The organism is Pseudomonas frederiksbergensis, from assembly GCF_003732705.1.
GTDB classification, from domain to species: Bacteria; Pseudomonadota; Gammaproteobacteria; order Pseudomonadales; family Pseudomonadaceae; genus Aquipseudomonas; species Aquipseudomonas frederiksbergensis_F.
The window spans coordinates 102,011-122,388 of the sequence record NZ_MOBR01000040.1 but is presented as its reverse complement, the minus strand read 5'-3'; the positions used below and the strand labels follow the sequence as shown (position 1 = coordinate 122,388).

Genomic DNA, 20,378 nt, shown 5'->3' with positions numbered 1-20,378 from the left:
CATGAGAGCTTTTACCCAACACACCGGTTTGGTCGCGCCATTGGACCGGGCCAACGTCGACACCGACCAGATCATTCCGAAGCAGTTTCTGAAGTCGATCAAACGCACCGGTTTTGGCCCGAACCTGTTTGACGAATGGCGCTACCTGGACGTGGGCTACGCCTACCAGGACAACTCCAAGCGTCCGCTGAACAAGGACTTCGTGCTCAACGCCGAACGTTACCAAGGCGCCAGCGTGTTGCTGGCCCGGGAAAACTTCGGTTGCGGCTCCAGCCGTGAACACGCGCCGTGGGCCCTGGAAGAGTACGGTTTCCGCAGCATCATCGCGCCGAGCTACGCGGACATCTTCTACAACAACAGCTTCAAGAACGGCTTGCTGCCGATCATCTTGAGCGACGCTGAAGTGGATGAGTTGTTCCAACAGGTCGAGGCGAATCCGGGTTACCAGTTGACGGTCGACCTGCAAGCCCAGACCGTGACCCGGCCGGATGGCAAGACCTATAGCTTTGAACTGGACGAGTTCCGCAAGCATTGCCTGGTGAATGGTCTGGACGATATTGGCCTGACATTGATGGACCACGAGGCGATTGCGTCGTTTGAAAGCAAACACCGGGCGAGTCAGCCTTGGTTGTTTCGCGATGTTTGATTTTGCGTAAGGCGGGATAACGCCTTCGCGGGCAAGCCTCGCTCCTACAGGGATTTGCACTGCTCTTGTAGGAGCGAGGCTTGCCCGCGAAGAGGCCGGCCCAGACACCAAAAGACTCACCCCCAAAAGGAAGTCCCCATGACCCAGCACAGCCAAGTCGTACAAAAGCAATTCGGTGAACAGGCCTCGGCCTACCTGAGCAGCGCCGTTCACGCTCAAGGCACCGAATTCGCCCTGCTACAGGCTGAATTGGCCGGGCAGGGCAGTGCTCGCGTGCTGGACCTGGGTTGCGGCGCCGGTCACGTCAGTTTTCACGTGGCTTCGCTGGTCAAGGAAGTGGTGGCCTACGACCTGTCCCAACAAATGCTCGACGTGGTGGCCGCTGCAGCGATTGATCGTGGTTTCAGCAACATCACCACGGTCAACGGCGCCGCTGAGCGCCTGCCGTTCGCCGATGGCGAGTTCGACTTCGTGTTCAGCCGTTATTCGGCGCACCATTGGAGCGATCTCGGTTTGGCCCTGCGGGAAGTGCGTCGGGTGCTGAAACCGGGCGGGATAGCGGCGTTTGTCGACGTGCTGTCGCCGGGCAGTCCGTTGTTTGACACCTACCTGCAAAGCGTCGAAGTGCTGCGCGACACCAGCCATGTGCGCGATTATTCTGCCGGTGAGTGGTTGCGCCAGGTCAGCGAGGCGGGGTTGCATACTCGCAGCACCACCCGTCAGCGGCTGCGGCTGGAGTACAACAGCTGGGTCGAGCGTATGCGCACGCCACAGGTGATGCGCGCGGCGATCCGCGAATTGCAGCAATCGATGGGCAATGAAGTACGCGAATATTTTGAGATTGAGGCCGATGGTTCGTTCAGTACTGATGTGCTGGTGCTGATTGCAGAACGATAGTCTCAAGACGATAGAATTTTTCCGGGCGCGCCCAAGGCGCACCGACTGATGACATGAGGAAAGCATGAGCAAGCAGATTCTGATTCTCCCAGGTGACGGTATTGGCCCGGAAATCATGGCCGAAGCGGTCAAGGTGCTGGAACTGGCCAACACCAAGTACAGCCTGGGCTTCGAACTGAGCCACGATGTAATCGGCGGCGCCGCCATCGACAAGCACGGCGTGCCCCTGGCCGACGAAACCCTGGATCGCGCCCGCGCGGCCGACGCAGTACTGCTGGGCGCCGTGGGCGGTCCGAAATGGGACACCATCGAGCGTGACATCCGCCCTGAGCGCGGTCTGCTGAAGATCCGTGCACAACTGGGCCTGTTCGGTAACCTGCGCCCGGCGATCCTGTACCCGCAACTGGCCGAGGCTTCCAGCCTGAAGCCGGAAATCGTCGCAGGCCTGGACATCCTGATCGTCCGTGAACTGACCGGCGGCATCTACTTCGGCTCGCCGCGTGGCACCCGCACCCTGGAAAACGGCGAGCGCCAGGCCTACGACACCCTGCCGTACAGCGAAAGCGAAATCCGCCGTATTGCCCGGGTCGGTTTTGACATGGCCATGGTTCGCAACAAAAAACTCTGCTCCGTGGACAAGGCCAACGTGCTGGCGTCCAGCCAACTGTGGCGTGAAATCGTCGAGCAAGTGGCCAAGGATTACCCTGAAGTCGAACTGAGCCACATGTACGTCGACAACGCCGCCATGCAACTGGTGCGCGCACCGAAGCAGTTCGACGTGATCGTCACCGACAACCTGTTCGGCGACATTCTGTCCGACCAGGCGTCGATGCTCACCGGTTCCATCGGTATGCTGCCGTCGGCGTCTTTGGACACCAACAACAAAGGCATGTACGAGCCGTGCCACGGTTCTGCACCGGACATCGCCGGCAAAGGCATTGCCAACCCGTTGGCGACTATCCTGTCCGTGTCGATGATGCTGCGTTACAGCTTCAATCAGCAGGATGCGGCCAATGCCATCGAGAAGGCCGTGAGCCTGGTATTGGATCAAGGCTTGCGCACCGGCGACATCTGGTCGAACGGTTGCACCAAAGTCGGTACGCAGGAAATGGGCGACGCAGTAGTCGCCGCGCTGCGGAATCTGTAATCTCTCGGGCCCGCTGCCACTTTCACCCATGAAAGCAGCGGCCCACTTTTTCAAGAAGGTGTAGTTGCGATGAAACGTGTAGGTCTGATCGGTTGGCGCGGTATGGTCGGCTCCGTGCTCATGCAGCGGATGCTGGAAGAGCAGGATTTCGATCTTATCGAGCCGGTGTTTTTCACCACTTCCAATGTCGGTGGCCAAGGCCCGTCCGTGGGCAAGGACATTGCTCCGCTCAAGGACGCTTACAGCATTGAAGAGCTGAAAACCCTCGACGTGATTCTGACCTGCCAGGGTGGCGACTACACCAGCGAAGTGTTCCCGAAACTGCGCGAAGCCGGCTGGCAGGGTTACTGGATCGACGCCGCTTCCAGCCTGCGCATGCAGGATGACGCGGTGATCGTGCTGGACCCGGTGAACCGCAAGGTCATCGACCAGCAACTCGACGCGGGCACCAAGAACTATATCGGCGGCAACTGCACCGTCAGCCTGATGCTGATGGGCCTGGGCGGTCTGTTCGAAGCCGGTCTGGTCGAGTGGATGAGCGCCATGACGTATCAGGCGGCCTCCGGTGCCGGCGCGCAGAACATGCGTGAACTGATCAAGCAAATGGGCGCGACCCACGCCGCTGTCGCCGATCAACTGGCCGACCCGGCCAGCGCCATCCTCGACATCGACCGCCGAGTGGCCGAAGCCATGCGCAGCGATGCGTACCCGACCGAAAACTTCGGCGTACCGCTGGCCGGCAGTCTGATCCCGTGGATCGACAAAGAACTGCCGAACGGCCAGAGCCGCGAAGAGTGGAAGGCCCAGGCCGAAACCAACAAAATCCTCGGTCGCTTCAAGAGCCCGATCCCGGTGGATGGCATCTGCGTACGTATCGGCGCCATGCGCTGCCACAGCCAGGCACTGACCATCAAGCTGAACAAAGATGTGCCGATCGCCGACATCGAAGGGCTGATCAGCCAGCACAACCCTTGGGTCAAACTGGTGCCAAACCATCGTGACGCGAGCATTCAGGAACTGAGCCCGACGAAAGTCACCGGCACCCTGAACGTACCGGTTGGCCGTCTGCGCAAGCTGAACATGGGCACCCAGTACGTCGGCGCCTTCACCGTCGGCGACCAACTGCTGTGGGGCGCGGCCGAACCGCTGCGTCGCATGCTGCGGATTCTGCTTGAGCGTTGATCGCTTGATGCAGTGAAAGAGCCCGTGCCTTGAAAGAGGTGCGGGTTTTTTTATGCCCACCGATCGTTCCCACGCTCTGCGTGGGAATGCCGCCAGGGACGCTCCGCGTTCCGCTTCTGAATGCGACGCGGAGCGTCACGGGATGCATTCCCACGTGGAGCGTGGGAACGATCGGGGTGGCAGAAATTGCCTGTGAGCCACCCACCCGGTAAAGTGCCGCTCCCCCCGTTTCGCCAGAGGTAGAACCATGAGCCAGTCCTTCGATATTGCCGTGATCGGCGCCACCGGTACTGTCGGCGAAACGCTCGTGCAGATTCTCGAAGAGCGGGATTTCCCGGTCGGCAACCTGCACCTGCTGGCCAGCAGCGAATCCGCCGGGCATTCGGTGCCGTTTCGCGGCAAGAACGTGCGGGTGCGGGAAGTCGATGAGTTCGATTTCAGCAAGGTTCAACTGGTGTTCTTCGCCGCCGGCCCGGCGGTGACCCTGAGTTTCGCCTCCCGCGCCCGTGCTGCCGGTTGCTCGCTGATCGACCTGTCCGGTGCACTGTCGGCGGATGAAGCGCCGCAAATCGTGCCGGAAGCCAACGCCCACGTGTTGGCCGGCCTGAAAAAGCCCTTTCAGGTCAGCAGCCCGAGCCCGTCGGCCACCACCTTAGCCGTGGTGCTGGCGCCGTTGCTCGACGTGATCGACCTGCAATGGATCAACGTGACCGCCAGCCTGGCTGTCTCCGCCCAAGGTCGCGAAGCGGTGACCGAACTGGCCCGGCAAACCGCCGAGCTGCTCAACGTGCGTCCACTGGAACCGACGTTTTTTGATCGGCAGATGGCCTTCAATCTGCTGGCCCAGGTCGGCAAGCCCGATGAGCAAGGTCATACGCTGCTGGAAAAACGCCTGGTGCGTGAGCTGCGTCAGGTCATGGCGCTACCTTTATTAAAGATTTCCGCAACTTGCATTCAAGCCCCGGTGTTTTTTGGCGATAGCTTTAGCGTGACCTTGCAGTCATCGAGTGCGGTTGACCTGGCAAAAGTCAATGCAGCCCTTGAAGACGCTTCGGGCATCGAACTGGTGGAAGCGGGCGATTATCCGACCCCGGTAGGGGATGCGGTAGGGCAAGATGTGGTCTACGTTGGTCGGGTTCGCAGCGGTGTCGACGACCTGTCGGAACTTAATTTGTGGCTGACGTCAGATAACGTACGCAAAGGCGCCGCGCTCAATGCTGTGCAGGTGGCTGAATTGTTGATAAAAGACCTGCTGTAAAAGATACTTGGCAACAATTTGTCGAATGATTCTAACCGAGCGCTATGCTTGGCCGGAGTGCTTGACGGCGAGTCACCCTGTGGGGCTTCCCGGGCAGCAAAGAAATGATCGCGCGCGACGACCCTTCGCCGCCGCGCGCAATGCCTTACGGCAGCGACTTTCAACACCTTCTCGCTGGCCGAGGAATGTTCAAACAAAGGATGAGGCTATGGTTCAAGTTCGCAAACTGGTGTTAGCAATAGCGGCCGCCTCGGCGCTGTCCTCCGGTATGGCGCATGCCCTCGGGCTCGGGGAACTGACCCTGAAGTCGACGCTGAACCAGCCCCTGGTGGCAGAAATCGAGCTGCTCGACGTCAAGGATCTCACCGCTGCCGAAGTGGTGCCGAGCCTGGCCTCGCCAGACGATTTCGCCAAGGCAGGCGTTGATCGCCAGGCGTTTCTCAACGACCTGACCTTCACGCCAGTGCTCAACGCCAGCGGCAAAAGCATCCTGCGCGTGACGTCCAGCAAACCACTCTCCGAGCCGATGGTGAAATTCCTGGTTCAGGTGATGTGGCCGAACGGTCGCTTGCTGCGCGATTACAGCGTGCTGCTCGATCCGTCCAAATTCTCCCCGCAAACTGCCGATGCCGCCGCGCAACCTGCGCCGTCTCAAGCGGTTTCCGCGCCAACCACCGGCGCGACCAAGCCATCGACCTACACCACTACGCCGCGCGATACCCTGTGGGAAATCGCGGCCAAGGCACGTAATGGCGGTTCGGTGCAGCAAACCATGCTGGCCATTCAGGCGCTGAACCCGGAAGCCTTCATCAACGGCAACATCAACCTGCTGAAAACCGGCCAGGTCCTGCGCATGCCGGACCAGGTGCAAAGCACCAGCCTGGCGCAACCCAAGGCCATCGCTGAAGTCGCCGCGCAGAACACCGCATGGCGTCAGGGTCGTCGCTACGTGGCCAAGCCCGGCACCGGCCAGCAGCAACTCGATGCCACCAAGCGCGGCAGTGCCGATCCTGCTTCGGCCCAGGCCGCGAAAGACAAGCTGAGCCTGGTGTCGGCCGAATCCGGCAAGGGCCGTAAGGGCGCCGCCGGTGATGCGAAGAATCTGAGCAATAAACTGGCGGTGACCCAGGAAAGCCTCGACACGACCCGTCGTGACAACGCTGAACTGAAAAGCCGCATGACCGATCTGCAAAGTCAGCTGGACAAGCTGCAACGCCTGATCGAACTGAAAAACAATCAACTGGCCAAGTTGCAGGCTGAGGGCGCCGCGGGTACTCCGGCGGCGACTGCTGCTGCGCCAGTGATTTCGGCTGAACTGACACCGGCACCTGCACCAGCGGCAACGCCGACTGAAGCGGCTCCGGCCACGCCTGCACCTGTTGTGACCGCGCCCGAGGCCACTCCGGCTCCGGCCCCGGCAGAAACCCCAGTCGAGCCAACGCCTGCGGTTGCCGACGACCAGAAATTCAATGACCTGCTGACCAACCCGATCCTGCTGGGTCTGGTGGGTGGCGGCGCCATCGTCCTGCTGCTGTTGCTATTGCTGCTGGCCCGTCGCCGCAAAGCCCAGCAAGAAGCCGAAAAGCACCTGCGCATGGCCCGCGCCCTGGCGGAAGAACAAGAGTTTTCCCCTGAGCAGGACCTGCCGGAAAGCAGCTTTGAAGGCCTTGAAGTGCCGCCGCCAGCGGTAAAACTCGCGGCAGCTCCAACGCCGCCGCCAGCCCCGGCTCCGGTCATTGCACCCGTCGTGGTCGCCCCAGTGATTGCCGCGCCGCTGGTTTCCCCGGCTGCCGAGCGCAATGACGACGTTCTGAGCCAGGCTCAGTCGCACATCAACGGCGGTCGCCTGAATCAGGCGGCAGCCTTGCTCGAAGACGGTATCAAGCAAGAACCACAACGTAGCGACCTGCGCCTCAAGCTGATGGAAGTCTACGGTCAGCAAGGCGATCGTGATGCGTTCGTCGCCCAGGAACGTCAACTGGTGGCCAATGGCGATAACTTCGCCCACGTCGAACAGCTGAAAAGCCGTTTCCCGGCCATGGCCTTGGCCGCAGCGGGTGGCATCGCCGCCGCTGCTGTTGCTGCCGAGCTGGATGCGCAGTACGTCAAGGACCTGCTGCTGGATGAACCTGAAGCGCCGGCCCCGGTCGCTGAAGATGATCTCGACAGCGCCTTCGACTTGAGCCTGGATGACCTGGAAAACGCTTCTCCGGCGGTGGTTGCTCCGGCACCAGCACCGGAACCCTTGGCCGAGCTGGACGAATTCCCGCTCGACGACGATCTGAGCTTTGAGTCGGTGCTGCAACAGCAGACCGACATCAAGGAAAACCTCGACGACCTGTCGGACTTCGATCTGGACCTGGACCTCGGTGGCGACGCTTCGCCTGCGACCCTGGCCGAAGACGATTTCCTGCTCGATCTGGACGAGGGCGTCAAGGACCTGCCACCGGTCGATGCACCTGCCACGAACGAAGCGGCACTGGATGACCTGGAACTGCCAGCGGATTTTGATCTGTCCCTGGCTGACGAAATGGACGTCCCTGAAGCGCCGAATGCCTTCACCACAGAGCTGGAGGACGTCAACGCCGAGCTGGATCGACTGTCCCAGAGCATCAACGAGCCTACGTTCACTGCCGAAGACGCGGCGGCCTCGGTGGCTGATGAGCCGGAGTTCGATTTCCTCTCTGGCACCGACGAAGTCGCCACCAAACTCGATCTGGCCCAGGCCTACATCGACATGGGTGACAACGACGGCGCCCGGGACATCCTCAACGAAGTGGTGACCGAGGGTGACGCGGGGCAGAAGAGCGAAGCGAAGGAAATGCTTTCGCGCCTGGCTTGATGCTCAGTCAGTTGTAAAAACAACGGCAGCCCATTGAGGCTGCCGTTTTTGTTTCTGCAATGAGATGTGTGTTGTCTGTTCTATTGCTATCGCGAGCAAGCTCGCTCCCACAGGGATCTTCGGTGCGACACAGACCCAGTGTGGGAGCGAGCTTGCTCGCGATGAGGGCCTGACCTTCACCACTGAAGTTCAGGCGAGCAAATCCTCATAAAACGCACCAAACGGTCGGGTAGGGTGGGCAATCTGGATCTCCAGAATCCACAACCCGACATTCGGGCAGTCCTCGAAATTCCCCAAATCCCCTGCACGATAAATTGCATGGGGGAAATCACTGACCCGGTGCCCCTTGATCTCCAGGTTCAACTTCCAGCCCATGGCCGTCGCCTGCTCATCGGCATAACGATACAGCTCGGGGCCGGCAACCTTGTGCGTGCGCCAGTAATCATGAACCTGATCAAACAGGGTTTTCGCCGCCACGGCACAGGCCTTCATCTCCGGATCGTCGCCAACGGTGAAGGTCGCGCCTGAATCACCTTCATGGCGATCCCAGACCACGCCGAGGTCGATAAAGAAAATATCGTTTGGCGCCAGTACCGGATCGCCGTCGGAGCGCTGCTTGAAGGTTTTCAAGGTGTTTTCGCCGAAACGAATCTTCGAGGGATGCCAGATACGGTCCATGCCCAGTTCGTTCAGCACTTCAAGACTCATCACCTGAGCCTCGGATTCCAGCATGCCGGGTGTGACGCGGCGGGCCATTTCGTCGATGGCTTCCCAGGTCTTGCGTTTGGCGTGGAGCATGCCTTCGAGGCTATAGGCCAGGCCGACGGCTTCCTTGTTCAAAGTGGCGGTCATCATCAGGTCTCGGTTTTTGTGTTTTCGTTGTGTAGTTGTCTATATAGCGAACTCTGTATCAGCGATGCAATGCCACGCGGCTCTGGCGTCATGGACCTGCGGCCTTATAATGCCCGCCTTTGCGTAGATCAGCAGGCTGTCACCCCTTGGCAAATATAGATAATCCGGCCGCCGAAATGGCGGCCGACGGCTTTTTCCGGATCGCGTTGGGCGTTGAATACAAAGGCTCGCGTTATCGCGGCTGGCAGCGTCAGGCCTCTGGCGTGCTGACCGTGCAGGAAACCCTGGAAAACGCGCTGTCCAAAGTCGCCGATTCGCCGGTGTCGCTGCATTGCGCCGGGCGCACTGATGCGGGCGTGCATGCCTGCGGCCAAGTGGTGCATTTTGATACCCAGGTCGAGCGCTCGCTGAAAGCCTGGGTCATGGGCGCCAATATCAATTTGCCCCACGACGTCAGCGTCAGCTGGGCCCAGGTCATGCCGGCGCATTTTCACGCGCGGTTCAAAGCCATCGCACGGCGCTATCGCTACGTGATCTACAACGACCAGATCCGCCCGGCGCACCTGAACGAAGAAATCACCTGGAACCACCGTCCGCTGGACGTCGAGCGCATGGCCGAAGCCGCGCAGTACCTGGTGGGTACCCACGATTTCAGCGCGTTTCGCGCCGGTCAGTGCCAGGCCAAGTCGCCGATCAAGGAATTGCACCACCTGCGGGTCACTCGCCACGGCAAGATGATCGTGCTCGACATCCGCGCCAGCGCCTTTCTGCACCACATGGTGCGCAACATCGCCGGGGTGCTGATGACCATCGGTGCCGGCGAGCGCCCGGTGGAGTGGATGAAGGAAGTGCTGGAGAGCCGCATTCGCCGTTCCGGCGGGGTGACGGCGCACCCGTATGGCCTGTATCTGGTGCAGGTGGAATACCGCGACGAGTTCCAGTTGCCTGAGCGTTACATCGGGCCGCACTTCTTGACCGGTTTCGCCGAACTTGACGGCTGACGCCCTCGAACGCATTTGTTACCATCCGGGACTTTCTCGGATTTGCCTTGGGGTTCTATCGACATGTCAGCCGTTCGCAGCAAGATTTGTGGGATTACCCGCATAGAGGATGCGCTGGCGGCAGTCGAGGCCGGGGCCGACGCCATCGGGTTTGTGTTTTACGCCAAGAGCCCACGGGCGGTGACGTTTGCGCAGGCGAGGGCGATTATCAAGGCCTTGCCGCCGTTCGTGACCACCGTGGGTTTGTTCGTCAACGCCAGTCGCTGCGAGTTGGGGGAAATCCTCGACGCGGTGCCGCTGGACCTGCTGCAGTTTCACGGTGATGAAACCGCCGATGAATGCGAAAGCTGGAATCGTCCGTACATCAAGGCCCTGCGGGTCAAGTCCGGGGACGACATTGCGGCGGCGTGCAATGCCTTTCCAAGTGCCAGCGGTATCCTGCTTGATGCCTATGTCGAAGGGGTGCCGGGCGGAACTGGCGAAGCGTTCGACTGGTCTTTGATACCGCAAGGCTTGAGCAAGCCGATCATCCTTGCCGGTGGTTTGACCCCGGACAACGTCGCCGAAGCGATTACCCGGACCCGGCCGTATGCCGTGGACGTCAGTGGCGGGGTAGAGGCGAGCAAGGGCATCAAGGATCACGCAAAGATTCAGGCATTCATCAAAGCGGTACGTGATGTGACGGCTGGCTAACTGCCGCCGTCCACAGCTCTGTAGAAAAGAGGCTGAGGGTTTTTCGGGTTGTACGCAGGTCAGTTTTTCTGACCCGGCCATCCGCTGATCATCGCCACACACATGAATTTAGCTCAAGGGCATACGCGGGGCTGCGAACCAAAGCGTTCGGGCCGCCGGTACTGGAGAAAGAAAGCATGAGCAACTGGTTAGTAGACAAACTGATCCCTTCGATCATGCGTTCCGAGGTCAAGAAGAGCTCGGTGCCTGAAGGTCTTTGGCACAAATGCCCGTCTTGCGAGGCTGTGCTGTACCGTCCGGAGCTGGAAAAGACCCTGGACGTTTGCCCCAAGTGCAATCACCACATGCGTATCGGCGCCCGCGCCCGTATCGACATTTTCCTCGACGCCGAAGGCCGTGCCGAACTGGGCGCGGACCTGGAGCCGGTTGACCGTCTGAAATTCCGCGACGGCAAGAAGTACAAGGATCGCCTGACCGCCGCGCAAAAAGCGACCGGCGAAAAAGACGCCCTGATCTCCATGAGCGGCACCCTGCTGGGCATGCCGGTGGTGGTTTCCGCGTTTGAGTTCTCCTTCATGGGCGGCTCGATGGGCGCCATCGTCGGTGAGCGCTTTGTTCGCGCCGCCAACTACGCCCTGGAAAACAAGTGCCCGATGATCTGCTTCGCCGCCTCTGGTGGTGCGCGGATGCAGGAAGCCCTGATCTCCCTGATGCAAATGGCCAAGACCTCCGCGGTACTGGCGCGTCTGCGTGAAGAAGGCATTCCGTTCATCTCGGTACTGACCGACCCGGTCTACGGCGGCGTTTCCGCCAGTCTGGCGATGCTGGGCGACGTGATCGTCGGCGAGCCGAAAGCCCTGATCGGCTTCGCCGGTCCGCGCGTCATCGAACAAACCGTGCGTGAAAAGCTGCCGGAAGGCTTCCAGCGCAGCGAGTTCCTGCTGGAGCACGGGGCGATCGACATGATCATTCACCGTCAGGAACTGCGTCCACGCCTGGGCAACCTGCTGGCACAAATGATGGGCCTGCCGACGCCGAAATTCGTCGCTGCACCTATCGAACCGATCGTAGTTCCACCGGTACCTGCCAACCTATGACCCAACGTACCCTTGGCGAGTGGCTCGCCTACCTTGAGCAGTTGCACCCTTCGGCCATCGACATGGGCCTGGAGCGCTCGCAACAGGTAGCGTCCCGCATGGGACTGGGCAAGCCAGCGCCTCGGGTGATCACGGTCACCGGCACCAACGGCAAGGGTTCGACCTGTGCGTTCGTGGCTTCGTTACTGCGGACCCAGGGCCTGAACGTCGGTGTCTACAATTCTCCGCACCTGCTGCGCTACAACGAGCGGGTGCAGGTCAATGGCGTCGAAGCCACTGACGCCGAGCTGTGCGAAGCCTTTGCTGCGGTCGAGGCCGGCCGTGGCGAAACGTCCCTGACCTACTTCGAAATGGGCACCCTGGCGGCATTCTGGCTGTTTCAACAGGCCAGTCTCGATGCCGTGGTGCTGGAAGTCGGTCTCGGCGGGCGTCTGGACACGGTCAACGTGGTCGATGCGGATATCGCGCTGGTCACCAGCATTGGCGTCGATCACGCCGATTACTTGGGCAATACTCGCGAATCCGTGGCCTTCGAGAAGGCCGGCATCTTCCGCCAGGGCGCACCTGCGCTCTGTGGCGATCTGAATCCTCCCCAACCTCTGCTGGACAAGGTGCGCGAGCTGGCTTGCCCGTTTTTCCTGCGTGGGCGCGATTTCGACCTCGGCATGACCGATCACAACTGGCAATGGCGCGGTGTTGACGCTCAAGGGCGTGTGGTCGAGTTGCATGACCTGCCGTTGCTCGATCTGCCGATGGAAAACGCGGCGTTGGCGTTGCAGGCTTATTTGCTGACCGGTTTGCCATGGGTCGATGCGCAGATTATTGAAGCACTGAAAGCCACGCGCATCGTTGGTCGTCTCGATCGCCGGCAGTTCGAGTGGCAGGGCAAGCGCCTGAATTTGTTACTGGATGTGGGGCATAACCCCCATGCCGCGGAGTATCTGGCCCGGCGCCTGGCCAGTCGTCCACCGGTGGGCAAACGCCTGGCGGTGTTCGGTTTGCTGGCGGACAAGGATCTGGATGGTGTCGTTGGCGAATTGAATGCTAGTGTCCAGTCATGGGCTGTCGCGCCGCTGGATTCACCGCGAGCGCGTCCGGTCGCGGATTTACAAGCGGCCTTACAGAACCTTGGCGCGTCGGTAACGTCCTATGGCAGTGTGGCAGCCGCCCTGGAAGGGCAGTGCGCACTCGCGACGAGCGACGACGAGATTCTGTTGTTCGGATCATTTTATTGTGTTGCCGAGGCCCTTGAATGGCTGGCCCGGCGCTCCACGGAGGAAGCGGCAAATGGCTTTGCTGGATAAGGCGTACAAACAGCGCATGGTCGGTGCCCTGGTGCTGATCGCACTGGCGGTGATTTTCTTGCCGATGCTGTTTTCCCGTCAGGACGAACAACGTCAGGTCACCGTGCAGGCGCCGTCTGCACCACAAGCACCTTCGACACCGCAGTTGCAGGTCGAGCCGGTGGTGGTGCCTGAACCGCAAGCCCTGCCTCAAGAACCGGTGCCAAGCGACGAGGAGATTGCCGATCAGCAAGCACCGACGACGCCGATTACACCGGCTGCACCTGCGGCTCCGGCCCCGACGCCTGCCGCTAAACCGGTGACTCCGCCGCCTGCGCCTGTCGCCAAACCAGCACCAGCCCAGCCGATTACTGCTGCACCGGCCAAGCCAGACACCACCCAGAGCCGCGTCGATGCCAATGGCCTGTCGGTCAGTTGGTCAGTGCAACTGGCCAGTCTGTCGAGTCGCGCCAGTGCCGAAAGCCTGCAGAAATCCCTGCGCAGCCAGGGCTATAACGCCTACATCCGTACTGCGGACGGCAAGAACCGGGTGTTCGTCGGGCCGCTGATCGAGCGTGCAGAAGCCGATCGCCTGCGTGATTTGCTGGGTCGCCAGCAGAACCTGAAAGGTTTTGTCGTACGTTTCCAGCCTGAGCGCGGCTAAAACTATCGCCCCGATTTGAAATGCACTGACAATCGCAGCTTACCGATAAGCATGGGCTCTGCTAAAATGCGCCGCCTTATCCGTCTGTAGGCTGCACTGTGCCATTTACCTGGGTTGACTGGGCGATCGTTGCAATCGTCGCCATCTCCGCATTGATCAGTCTGAGCCGCGGCTTCGTCAAAGAAGCACTATCGCTGGTGACCTGGATCATCGCAGGAGTCGTCGCCTGGATGTTCGGTGGTTCACTGTCCGAGTACCTCGCCGGATACATCGAAACGCCTTCGGCTCGTGTGATCACGGGCTGCGCCATCATGTTTATCGCCACGTTAATCGTCGGCGCAATGATCAATTATCTTATCGGCGAATTGGTTCGCGTCACCGGGCTGTCCGGGACTGATCGATTCCTCGGCATGGCCTTCGGCGCCGCGCGTGGCGTGTTGCTGGTGGTCGTGGCGGTCGGGCTGTTGAGCCTGGGGCCGGTACAGCAGGACAGCTGGTGGAAAGAATCACAGCTCGTGCCAAAATTTTTATTGGTCGCAGATTGGTCCAAAAACCTGATTCTCGGGTGGAGCAGTCAGTGGCTTGCCAGCGGTATCAGCGTACCCGCTGAGTTACCGTTCAAGGAACACCTCTTGCCGACGGCCAAAACGCCTCAGTGAGTTGTGTTCAGTTCAGATCCATTAAGTAGGGGTTGCGTCGCATGTGTGGCATCGTCGGTATCGTCGGTAAGTCGAACGTCAATCAGGCGCTGTATGACGCGCTAACCGTGCTCCAGCACCGCGGCCAGGACGCTGCCGGTATTGTTACCAGCCATGATGGCCGGTTATTCCTGCGCAAGGACAATGGTCTTGTGCGTGACGTGTTCCACCAGCGTCACATGCAACGCCTGGTCGGCCACATGGGCATTGGCCATGTGCGTTACCCGACCGCGGGCAGCTCGACTTCGGCCGAAGCCCAACCGTTTTACGTCAACTCGCCTTACGGCATCACCTTGGCGCATAACGGCAACCTGACCAACGTTGAACAATTGGCCAAGGAGATTTACGAATCTGACCTGCGCCACGTCAACACCAATTCCGATTCGGAAGTGCTGCTCAACGTGTTCGCCCACGAACTCGCCCAGCGCGGCAAGTTGCAACCAACCGAAGAAGACGTGTTCGCCGCCGTGACTGACGTGCACAACCGTTGCGTCGGTGGTTACGCCGTCGTGGCGATGGTCACCGGTTACGGCATCGTCGGTTTCCGCGATCCGCACGGCATCCGCCCGATCGTCTTCGGCCAGCGTCACACCGACGAAGGCGTCGAGTACATGATCGCCTCCGAAAGCGTGTCCCTAGACGTGCTCGGCTTCACCCTGATTCGCGACCTGGCGCCGGGCGAAGCGGTCTACATCACTGAAGACGGCAAGCTGCACACCCGTCAGTGCGCGACCAACCCGTCCCTGACTCCGTGCATCTTCGAACACGTCTACCTGGCGCGTCCGGATTCGATCATCGACGGCGTGTCGGTCTACAAGGCCCGTCTGCGCATGGGCGAGAAGCTCGCCGACAAGATCCTGCGCGAGCGTCCAGAGCACGACATCGACGTGGTTATCCCGATCCCGGATACCAGCCGCACCGCGGCCCTGGAGCTGGCGAACCACCTGGGCGTCAAGTTCCGCGAAGGCTTCGTGAAGAACCGCTACATCGGCCGGACCTTCATCATGCCGGGCCAGGCTGCACGGAAAAAATCCGTACGCCAGAAGCTCAACGCCATCGAACTGGAATTCCGCGGCAAGAACGTGATGCTGGTGGACGACTCGATCGTTCGCGGCACCACGTGCAAGCAGATCATCCAGATGGCCCGTGAAGCCGGCGCGAAAAATGTCTACTTCTGCTCCGCAGCCCCAGCGGTGCGCTACCCGAACGTCTACGGCATCGACATGCCGAGCGCCCACGAACTGATCGCCCACAACCGTTCGACCCAGGACGTGGCTGACCTGATCGGCGCTGACTGGCTGATCTATCAGGACTTGCCTGACTTGATCGAAGCGGTCGGCGGCGGCAAGATCAAGATCGAGAAGTTCGATTGCGCGGTGTTCGACGGCCAGTACGTGACCGGCGACGTCGACGAGGCTTACCTGAACAAGATCGAGCAGGCCCGCAACGATGCCTCCAAGGTCAAGACCCAGGCAGTCAGCGCGATCATTGATCTGTATAACAACTGAGTAACAACTACCGGCCTGCATCTGTAGGAGCGAGGCTTGCCCGCGAAGGCGGTGTCACAGGCAACAGTGATGTTGAATGTGACGACCCCTTTGCGGGCAAGCCTCGCTCCTACAATAACGGGTGTCCCCTTCCAGGCCGGTTTTGTATCTACTACCGAGCAAGGCAAGGAGTGACAGCATGAGTCAGGATTGGGATGCCGGTCGGCTGGACAGCGACCTCGATGGCGTAGCGTTCGATACCCTGGCCGTACGCGCCGGTCAGCACCGTACGCCAGAAGGCGAACACGGTGATCCGATGTTCTTCACTTCCAGCTACGTATTCCGTACCGCCGCCGACGCGGCGGCGCGTTTTTCCGGTGAAATGCCGGGCAACGTCTACTCGCGCTACACCAACCCGACCGTGCGTGCGTTCGAAGAGCGTATCGCCGCGCTGGAAAGCGCCGAGCAAGCGGTGGCCACCGCCACTGGCATGGCCGCGATCATGGCGGTGGTGATGAGCCTGTGCAGCGCTGGCGACCACGTGCTGGTCTCGCGCAGCGTGTTCGGTTCGACCATCAGCCTGTTCGAAAAGTACTTCAAGCGCTTTGGCATCGAAGTCGATTACGTTCCGCTGGCGGACTTGTCCGGCTGGGATGCGGCGATCAAGGCCAACACCAAATTGCTGTTCGTCGAATCGCCATCCAACCCGCTGGCCGAGTTGGTGGACATCGCCGAACTGTCGAAAATCGCTCACGCCAAAGGCGCGATGCTGGTGGTCGACAACTGCTTCTGCACCCCGGCGTTGCAACAGCCGCTGAAGCTGGGCGCGGACATTGTCGTGCACTCGGCGACCAAGTTCATCGACGGTCAGGGCCGTTGCATGGGCGGCGTTGTAGCCGGTCGCAGCGAACAGATGAAAGAAATCGTCGGTTTCCTGCGCACCGCCGGGCCGACCCTGAGTCCGTTCAACGCCTGGATTTTCCTCAAGGGCCTCGAAACCCTGAACCTGCGCATGAAAGCTCACTGTGCCAACGCCCAGCAACTGGCCGAGTGGCTGGAGCAGCAGGACGGTATCGAGAAGGTGCATTACGCCGGCCTCAAGAGCCATCCGCAGCACGAACTGGCCTTGCGTCAGCAGAAGGGCTTCGGCGCGGTCGTGAGTTTTGAGGTCAAGGGCGGCAAAGAGGGCGCCTGGCGCTTTATCGATGCGACCCGTCTGATTTCCATCACCGCCAACCTTGGCGACACCAAGACCACCATCACCCACCCGAGCACCACCTCTCACGGCCGTCTGGCGCCGCAAGAGCGTGAAGCGGCGGGGATCCGTGACAGCCTGATCCGCATTGCGGTCGGCCTGGAAGACGTGGCCGACCTGCAAGCCGATCTGGCGCGCGGGTTGGCGGCCTTGTGATCGAGTTGTCGACGCCGAGTACGGGCACCCATGGCCGTGTGGCGCTGGTCACCGGTGCCGCGCGTGGCATCGGTCTGGGCATTGCGGCCTGGCTGATCAGCGAAGGCTGGCAGGTGGTGCTGACGGACCTGGATCGCGTGCGCGGTTCGAAAGTGGCGAAGGTGCTGGGCGACAACGCCTGGTTCATCGCCATGGACGTCTCCAACGAAGGGCAGGTGGCGCTGGGCGTCGCCGAGGTGCTTGGGCAATTCGGGCGTCTGGATGCACTGGTGTGCAACGCGGCGGTGGCCGATCCGCACAACATCACCCTGGAAAGTCTTGATCTGGCCTACTGGAACCGCGTCCTGGCGGTCAACCTCAGTGGGCCGATGTTGTTGGCCAAACACTGTGCGCCGTACCTGCGCGCTCACAACGGTGCGATCGTCAACCTGGCCTCGACCCGCGCCGGGCAGTCGGAACCCGACACAGAGGCTTATGCGGCGAGCAAGGGCGGCCTGTTGGCTCTGACTCACGCGTTGGCGATCAGTCTGGGGCCGGAGATCCGGGTGAATGCGGTCAGCCCCGGCTGGATCGATGCACGTGACCCGGCTGCACGGCGTGCCGAACCGTTGACCGATGCCGATCATGCCCAGCATCCGGCGGGCAGGGTAGGGACGGTCGAGGACGTGGCGGCGATGGTGGCGTGGTTGCTTTCCCGGAACGCCGGCTTCGTCACGGGCCAGGAGTTCGTGGTGGATGGCGGGATGACCAAGAAGATGGTCTACGCGTAGACAGCTGGCAAGTTTCAAGCTGCAAGCGGCAAGTAAGAGCGAATCAGTGCGTGGCCTGAATTCGCATTCCTGCTTTTACTTGCCGCTTGTAGCTTGCGACTTGAAGCTGTTTTGAAAAAACTTCAATCCTGCTATTGACTTAGGTTCGCTACCTGCGTAAATTTCGCGGCCTCGGAGATGCAAACGGGTGATTAGCTCAGCTGGGAGAGCGTCTGCCTTACAAGCAGAATGTCGGCGGTTCGATCCCGTCATCACCCACCACTTCCGAGAGTCTTGCGAAAGCAAGATGGAAGCTTTTAAAAGCCTCCACCGACGCGCAGCGGTAGTTCAGTCGGTTAGAATACCGGCCTGTCACGCCGGGGGTCGCGGGTTCGAGTCCCGTCCGCTGCGCCATATTTGCGAAGCAGGTTTTTAACCTGGTTCGAGATTGAAAGCCTCGAAGCTTTCAGTCAAACGAGTTACTTGAGCGAAAGCTCAAAGCGATACGCAGCGGTAGTTCAGTCGGTTAGAATACCGGCCTGTCACGCCGGGGGTCGCGGGTTCGAGTCCCGTCCGCTGCGCCATATCTGCCTCAAGGCCCACTGAACGCCTTGGAGCTACGAAGAAAGCCGCTGGCTGACTTCGAGTCGATAGCAAAGACCCTGGTCGAAAGACCGGGGTTTTTTGTGTCTGCGATTTGGCTTTTCTTTGCTTTTTCCTGGCCTCCAGGAATTCGCCTCCGCCGACCCAGCGCGGATCCGCAATGAATTCTGACGTTTCGTGATAATTCCCCTCAATTCCCCGCAGCCCTGATTAACCGGTGCTTACGCGCCGAAATCCCCCTCTGTCAGTCATTTATTCAAGTATTTACTGGGTGCAAACCGCACAAAGCGCTTTATTTGAAGTCCCATCACTAATTAGAATGAGTCGCATTTAAAATATTTCTTCGCGCAGGGTTCCATTAGATGAGTGATGCAGCGATGCCGACGGGGCAAACCTTCCACGACCTGTACCGCGACCACCGGGGCTGGCTCGAATGTTGGTTGAGACGACGCATGAGCAATGGCAGTGATGCGGCGGACCTGAGTCAGGACACGTTCGTACGTTTACTCGCCAGCTCCCAGCGCATCGCTGACCTGCAAGAACCCCGGGCCTATCTGGCAACCGTGGGCAAGCGCCTGCTGACCAACTTCTACAAACGCCGCAGCCTGGAGCAAGCCTACCTCACTGCATTAACGCTGCTGCCTGAGGACTGCGTGCCGTCCCCCGAGCAGCGCTGGATCCTGTTGGAAACCCTGCAAGCCCTGGACGAATTGCTCGATGGCTTGCCGAGCCCGGTGCGACGGGCGTTTCTCTGGAGTCAGCTGGAAGGCTTGGGCTATCAAGAGATCGCCGAGCGCCTGCAAGTCTCGGAACGCACGATCAAGCGCTACATGGCTCAAGCCTACGAACATTGCCTTCTGGTGGAGCTGTGATCGGTTCGCCACCGTCAGCCGAAGCCCGCCAGGTTGTGCGGGCCGCCGCGCAGTGGCTGGCGCTCATGGAATCCGGCAGCGCCAATGAGCGCGATCGCGCCAACCTGCAGAGCTGGCGCGATAGCCACAGCAGTCACGAGCAGGCCTGGCAGAAAGCCCAGCTGTTGCGCCAGCGTTTTGCCGACCTGCCGTCAGCCCTCGCGATGGCCAGCCTGGATCGGCCGCAAGCGAGTCGGCGCACGGTGCTGAAACGCGCTGTCGGCGCGGTGGCGCTGGTGCCAACGGCCTGGCTGATCAGTCGGCAGTTGCCGTTGGATGTCTGGCGCGCCGACCTGCGAACCGCGACCGGGGAGGGCAAGAAAGTCCAGTTGGCCGATGGCAGCACGCTGCAGTTGAACACCGCGAGCGCCGTCGATATCGATATGAAGAAGCGTCTTCTGAAACTCGTGGAGGGCGAAATAGCGTTGAACGTGCCCGGGACTTCGCCACTGACGATCCAAACGCACTTCGGGCAAGTGGTCGTCAGTCAAAGCGAAGTCTGCGTTCGTCAGGGGCAGACGGGTTGCAAGGTGTCAGTGCTAAAAGGCACGGTGCAGCTGCAACCTTTGCGCGGCCCTGTCTTTTCGTTGCGCGGCGGCCAGCAAGTCAGCCTTCAGGCAATGGGTGCCGGTGCTGTGGAGCCATTCGACGTGCTGGCTCCCGGCTGGCGTGACGGTGTGCTGATGGCGCAGAACCAGCCCCTGGGGGATTTCCTGCGCGAACTCAGCACCTATCGCCCAGGCGTGCTGCGCTGGGAGCCCGAACTGGAATCCCTGCGCGTCACCGGCAGTTTTCGTCTGGAAGACACTGATCGCATCCTTGCGTTGCTAGCGGCCAGCCTGCCGCTGGAGGTGCATTCGCGTACGCGTTATTGGGTAACGCTGCTGCCGCGCAAAAATATTGTTTAAGGCGTGTCCCTTTTTTTCGCGTCGCTTGTCTTCCAAGGCAAGTAAAACG

18 protein-coding genes and 3 tRNA genes are annotated in these 20,378 nt (G+C 60.6%); 20 read left to right on the top strand and 1 reads right to left on the bottom strand.

Going from position 1 to position 20,378, the window contains the following annotated elements:
- Window position 1 precedes the first annotated feature (1 nt).
- The 6 genes from leuD (at window position 2) to BK667_RS25770 (ending at window position 7,972) form a co-directional block, all read left to right on the top strand.
- Window positions 2–646, top strand: a complete 645-nt coding sequence (gene leuD / locus BK667_RS25795; RefSeq protein ID WP_123403578.1) for a 3-isopropylmalate dehydratase small subunit — start codon at window positions 2–4, stop codon at window positions 644–646.
- A gap of 138 nt (window positions 647–784) precedes the next feature.
- On the top strand, window positions 785–1,543 hold the full coding sequence (locus BK667_RS25790; protein WP_123599302.1) for a class I SAM-dependent methyltransferase: 759 nt from the start codon (window positions 785–787) through the stop codon (window positions 1,541–1,543).
- Between the two features lie 64 nt (window positions 1,544–1,607).
- Window positions 1,608–2,690 carry a 3-isopropylmalate dehydrogenase gene (gene leuB, locus BK667_RS25785; RefSeq protein WP_123599301.1) on the top strand — a complete coding sequence of 361 codons (1,083 nt, stop codon included), beginning with the start codon at window positions 1,608–1,610 and terminating at the stop codon, window positions 2,688–2,690.
- A 69-nt stretch (window positions 2,691–2,759) separates the two neighbouring features.
- On the top strand, window positions 2,760–3,872 hold the full coding sequence (gene asd / locus BK667_RS25780) for an aspartate-semialdehyde dehydrogenase (protein WP_092270573.1): 1,113 nt from the start codon (window positions 2,760–2,762) through the stop codon (window positions 3,870–3,872).
- A gap of 247 nt (window positions 3,873–4,119) precedes the next feature.
- On the top strand, window positions 4,120–5,130 hold the full coding sequence (locus BK667_RS25775; RefSeq protein ID WP_123512519.1) for an aspartate-semialdehyde dehydrogenase: 1,011 nt from the start codon (window positions 4,120–4,122) through the stop codon (window positions 5,128–5,130).
- A 208-nt stretch (window positions 5,131–5,338) separates the two neighbouring features.
- Window positions 5,339–7,972 carry a FimV/HubP family polar landmark protein gene (locus tag BK667_RS25770; RefSeq protein WP_123599300.1) on the top strand — a complete coding sequence of 878 codons (2,634 nt, stop codon included), beginning with the start codon at window positions 5,339–5,341 and terminating at the stop codon, window positions 7,970–7,972.
- A 189-nt stretch (window positions 7,973–8,161) separates the two neighbouring features.
- On the opposite strand, the gene BK667_RS25765 is transcribed toward BK667_RS25770, so the two are convergent.
- On the bottom strand, window positions 8,162–8,824 hold the full coding sequence (locus BK667_RS25765; RefSeq protein WP_123599480.1) for a M24 family metallopeptidase: 663 nt from the start codon (window positions 8,822–8,824) through the stop codon (window positions 8,162–8,164).
- 176 nt (window positions 8,825–9,000) lie between these two features.
- Between BK667_RS25765 and truA the strand changes: the two genes are divergently transcribed.
- The 14 genes from truA to BK667_RS25695 all read left to right on the top strand — a co-directional run bounded on the left by truA (window position 9,001) and on the right by BK667_RS25695 (window position 20,329).
- Window positions 9,001–9,825: a tRNA pseudouridine(38-40) synthase TruA gene (gene truA / locus BK667_RS25760; RefSeq protein ID WP_123512523.1), complete on the top strand. Its 825-nt coding sequence runs from the start codon at window positions 9,001–9,003 to the stop codon at window positions 9,823–9,825.
- A gap of 63 nt (window positions 9,826–9,888) precedes the next feature.
- The gene (locus BK667_RS25755) at window positions 9,889–10,518 is read left to right on the top strand and encodes a phosphoribosylanthranilate isomerase (protein WP_123599299.1); all 630 of its coding nucleotides are present in this window, start codon (window positions 9,889–9,891) and stop codon (window positions 10,516–10,518) included.
- Between the two features lie 176 nt (window positions 10,519–10,694).
- Window positions 10,695–11,615, top strand: a complete 921-nt coding sequence (accD, locus tag BK667_RS25750; RefSeq protein WP_123512527.1) for an acetyl-CoA carboxylase, carboxyltransferase subunit beta — start codon at window positions 10,695–10,697, stop codon at window positions 11,613–11,615.
- Window positions 11,612–12,919, top strand: coding sequence for a bifunctional tetrahydrofolate synthase/dihydrofolate synthase (folC, locus tag BK667_RS25745; protein WP_123599298.1), 1,308 nt, complete (start codon window positions 11,612–11,614; stop codon window positions 12,917–12,919). The genes accD and folC overlap by 4 nt, the downstream gene beginning before the upstream one ends.
- Window positions 12,903–13,562 (top strand): SPOR domain-containing protein, encoded by a 660-nt coding sequence (locus tag BK667_RS25740; RefSeq protein WP_123512531.1) that lies wholly within the window; start codon window positions 12,903–12,905, stop codon window positions 13,560–13,562. Before folC ends, BK667_RS25740 begins: the two co-directional genes overlap by 17 nt.
- A gap of 98 nt (window positions 13,563–13,660) precedes the next feature.
- Entirely contained in the window at window positions 13,661–14,221 is a 561-nt protein-coding gene (locus BK667_RS25735; RefSeq protein ID WP_123599297.1) for a CvpA family protein, read from the top strand.
- 41 nt (window positions 14,222–14,262) lie between these two features.
- Window positions 14,263–15,768, top strand: a complete 1,506-nt coding sequence (gene purF, locus BK667_RS25730; protein ID WP_123512535.1) for an amidophosphoribosyltransferase — start codon at window positions 14,263–14,265, stop codon at window positions 15,766–15,768.
- 178 nt (window positions 15,769–15,946) lie between these two features.
- Window positions 15,947–17,158 (top strand): O-succinylhomoserine sulfhydrylase, encoded by a 1,212-nt coding sequence (locus BK667_RS25725; RefSeq protein ID WP_123599296.1) that lies wholly within the window; start codon window positions 15,947–15,949, stop codon window positions 17,156–17,158.
- Window positions 17,155–17,928: an SDR family oxidoreductase gene (locus BK667_RS25720; protein WP_123512539.1), complete on the top strand. Its 774-nt coding sequence runs from the start codon at window positions 17,155–17,157 to the stop codon at window positions 17,926–17,928. Before BK667_RS25725 ends, BK667_RS25720 begins: the two co-directional genes overlap by 4 nt.
- A 185-nt stretch (window positions 17,929–18,113) precedes the next feature.
- A tRNA-Val gene (locus BK667_RS25715) sits at window positions 18,114–18,189 on the top strand.
- 55 nt (window positions 18,190–18,244) lie between these two features.
- Window positions 18,245–18,321, top strand: a tRNA-Asp gene (locus BK667_RS25710).
- A gap of 93 nt (window positions 18,322–18,414) precedes the next feature.
- Window positions 18,415–18,491: transfer RNA gene (locus BK667_RS25705), tRNA-Asp, on the top strand.
- 381 nt (window positions 18,492–18,872) lie between these two features.
- Window positions 18,873–19,382: a sigma-70 family RNA polymerase sigma factor gene (locus tag BK667_RS25700; RefSeq protein WP_123512541.1), complete on the top strand. Its 510-nt coding sequence runs from the start codon at window positions 18,873–18,875 to the stop codon at window positions 19,380–19,382.
- A complete protein-coding gene (locus tag BK667_RS25695; RefSeq protein ID WP_123599295.1) occupies window positions 19,379–20,329 on the top strand; it encodes a FecR domain-containing protein in 951 nt (316 codons plus the stop codon). Before BK667_RS25700 ends, BK667_RS25695 begins: the two co-directional genes overlap by 4 nt.
- Window positions 20,330–20,378: the final 49 nt, after the last annotated feature.

What these genes read in the sequence shown, in the direction of transcription:
- folC (WP_123599298.1), top strand. Translation starts at nt 11,612, where the DNA reads ATGACCCAACGTACCCTTGGCGAGTGGCTCGCCTACCTTGAGCAGTTG.
- BK667_RS25740 (WP_123512531.1), top strand. Translation starts at nt 12,903, where the DNA reads ATGGCTTTGCTGGATAAGGCGTACAAACAGCGCATGGTCGGTGCCCTG.
- purF (WP_123512535.1), top strand. Translation starts at nt 14,263, where the DNA reads ATGTGTGGCATCGTCGGTATCGTCGGTAAGTCGAACGTCAATCAGGCG.
- BK667_RS25770 (WP_123599300.1), top strand. Translation starts at nt 5,339, where the DNA reads ATGGTTCAAGTTCGCAAACTGGTGTTAGCAATAGCGGCCGCCTCGGCG.
- truA (WP_123512523.1), top strand. Translation starts at nt 9,001, where the DNA reads ATGGCGGCCGACGGCTTTTTCCGGATCGCGTTGGGCGTTGAATACAAA.
- BK667_RS25790 (WP_123599302.1), top strand. Translation starts at nt 785, where the DNA reads ATGACCCAGCACAGCCAAGTCGTACAAAAGCAATTCGGTGAACAGGCC.
- BK667_RS25700 (WP_123512541.1), top strand. Translation starts at nt 18,873, where the DNA reads ATGAGTGATGCAGCGATGCCGACGGGGCAAACCTTCCACGACCTGTAC.
- BK667_RS25775 (WP_123512519.1), top strand. Translation starts at nt 4,120, where the DNA reads ATGAGCCAGTCCTTCGATATTGCCGTGATCGGCGCCACCGGTACTGTC.
- leuD (WP_123403578.1), top strand. Translation starts at nt 2, where the DNA reads ATGAGAGCTTTTACCCAACACACCGGTTTGGTCGCGCCATTGGACCGG.
- BK667_RS25765 (WP_123599480.1), bottom strand. Translation starts at nt 8,824, where the DNA reads ATGACCGCCACTTTGAACAAGGAAGCCGTCGGCCTGGCCTATAGCCTC.
- leuB (WP_123599301.1), top strand. Translation starts at nt 1,608, where the DNA reads ATGAGCAAGCAGATTCTGATTCTCCCAGGTGACGGTATTGGCCCGGAA.
- asd (WP_092270573.1), top strand. Translation starts at nt 2,760, where the DNA reads ATGAAACGTGTAGGTCTGATCGGTTGGCGCGGTATGGTCGGCTCCGTG.
- accD (WP_123512527.1), top strand. Translation starts at nt 10,695, where the DNA reads ATGAGCAACTGGTTAGTAGACAAACTGATCCCTTCGATCATGCGTTCC.
- BK667_RS25755 (WP_123599299.1), top strand. Translation starts at nt 9,889, where the DNA reads ATGTCAGCCGTTCGCAGCAAGATTTGTGGGATTACCCGCATAGAGGAT.
- BK667_RS25725 (WP_123599296.1), top strand. Translation starts at nt 15,947, where the DNA reads ATGAGTCAGGATTGGGATGCCGGTCGGCTGGACAGCGACCTCGATGGC.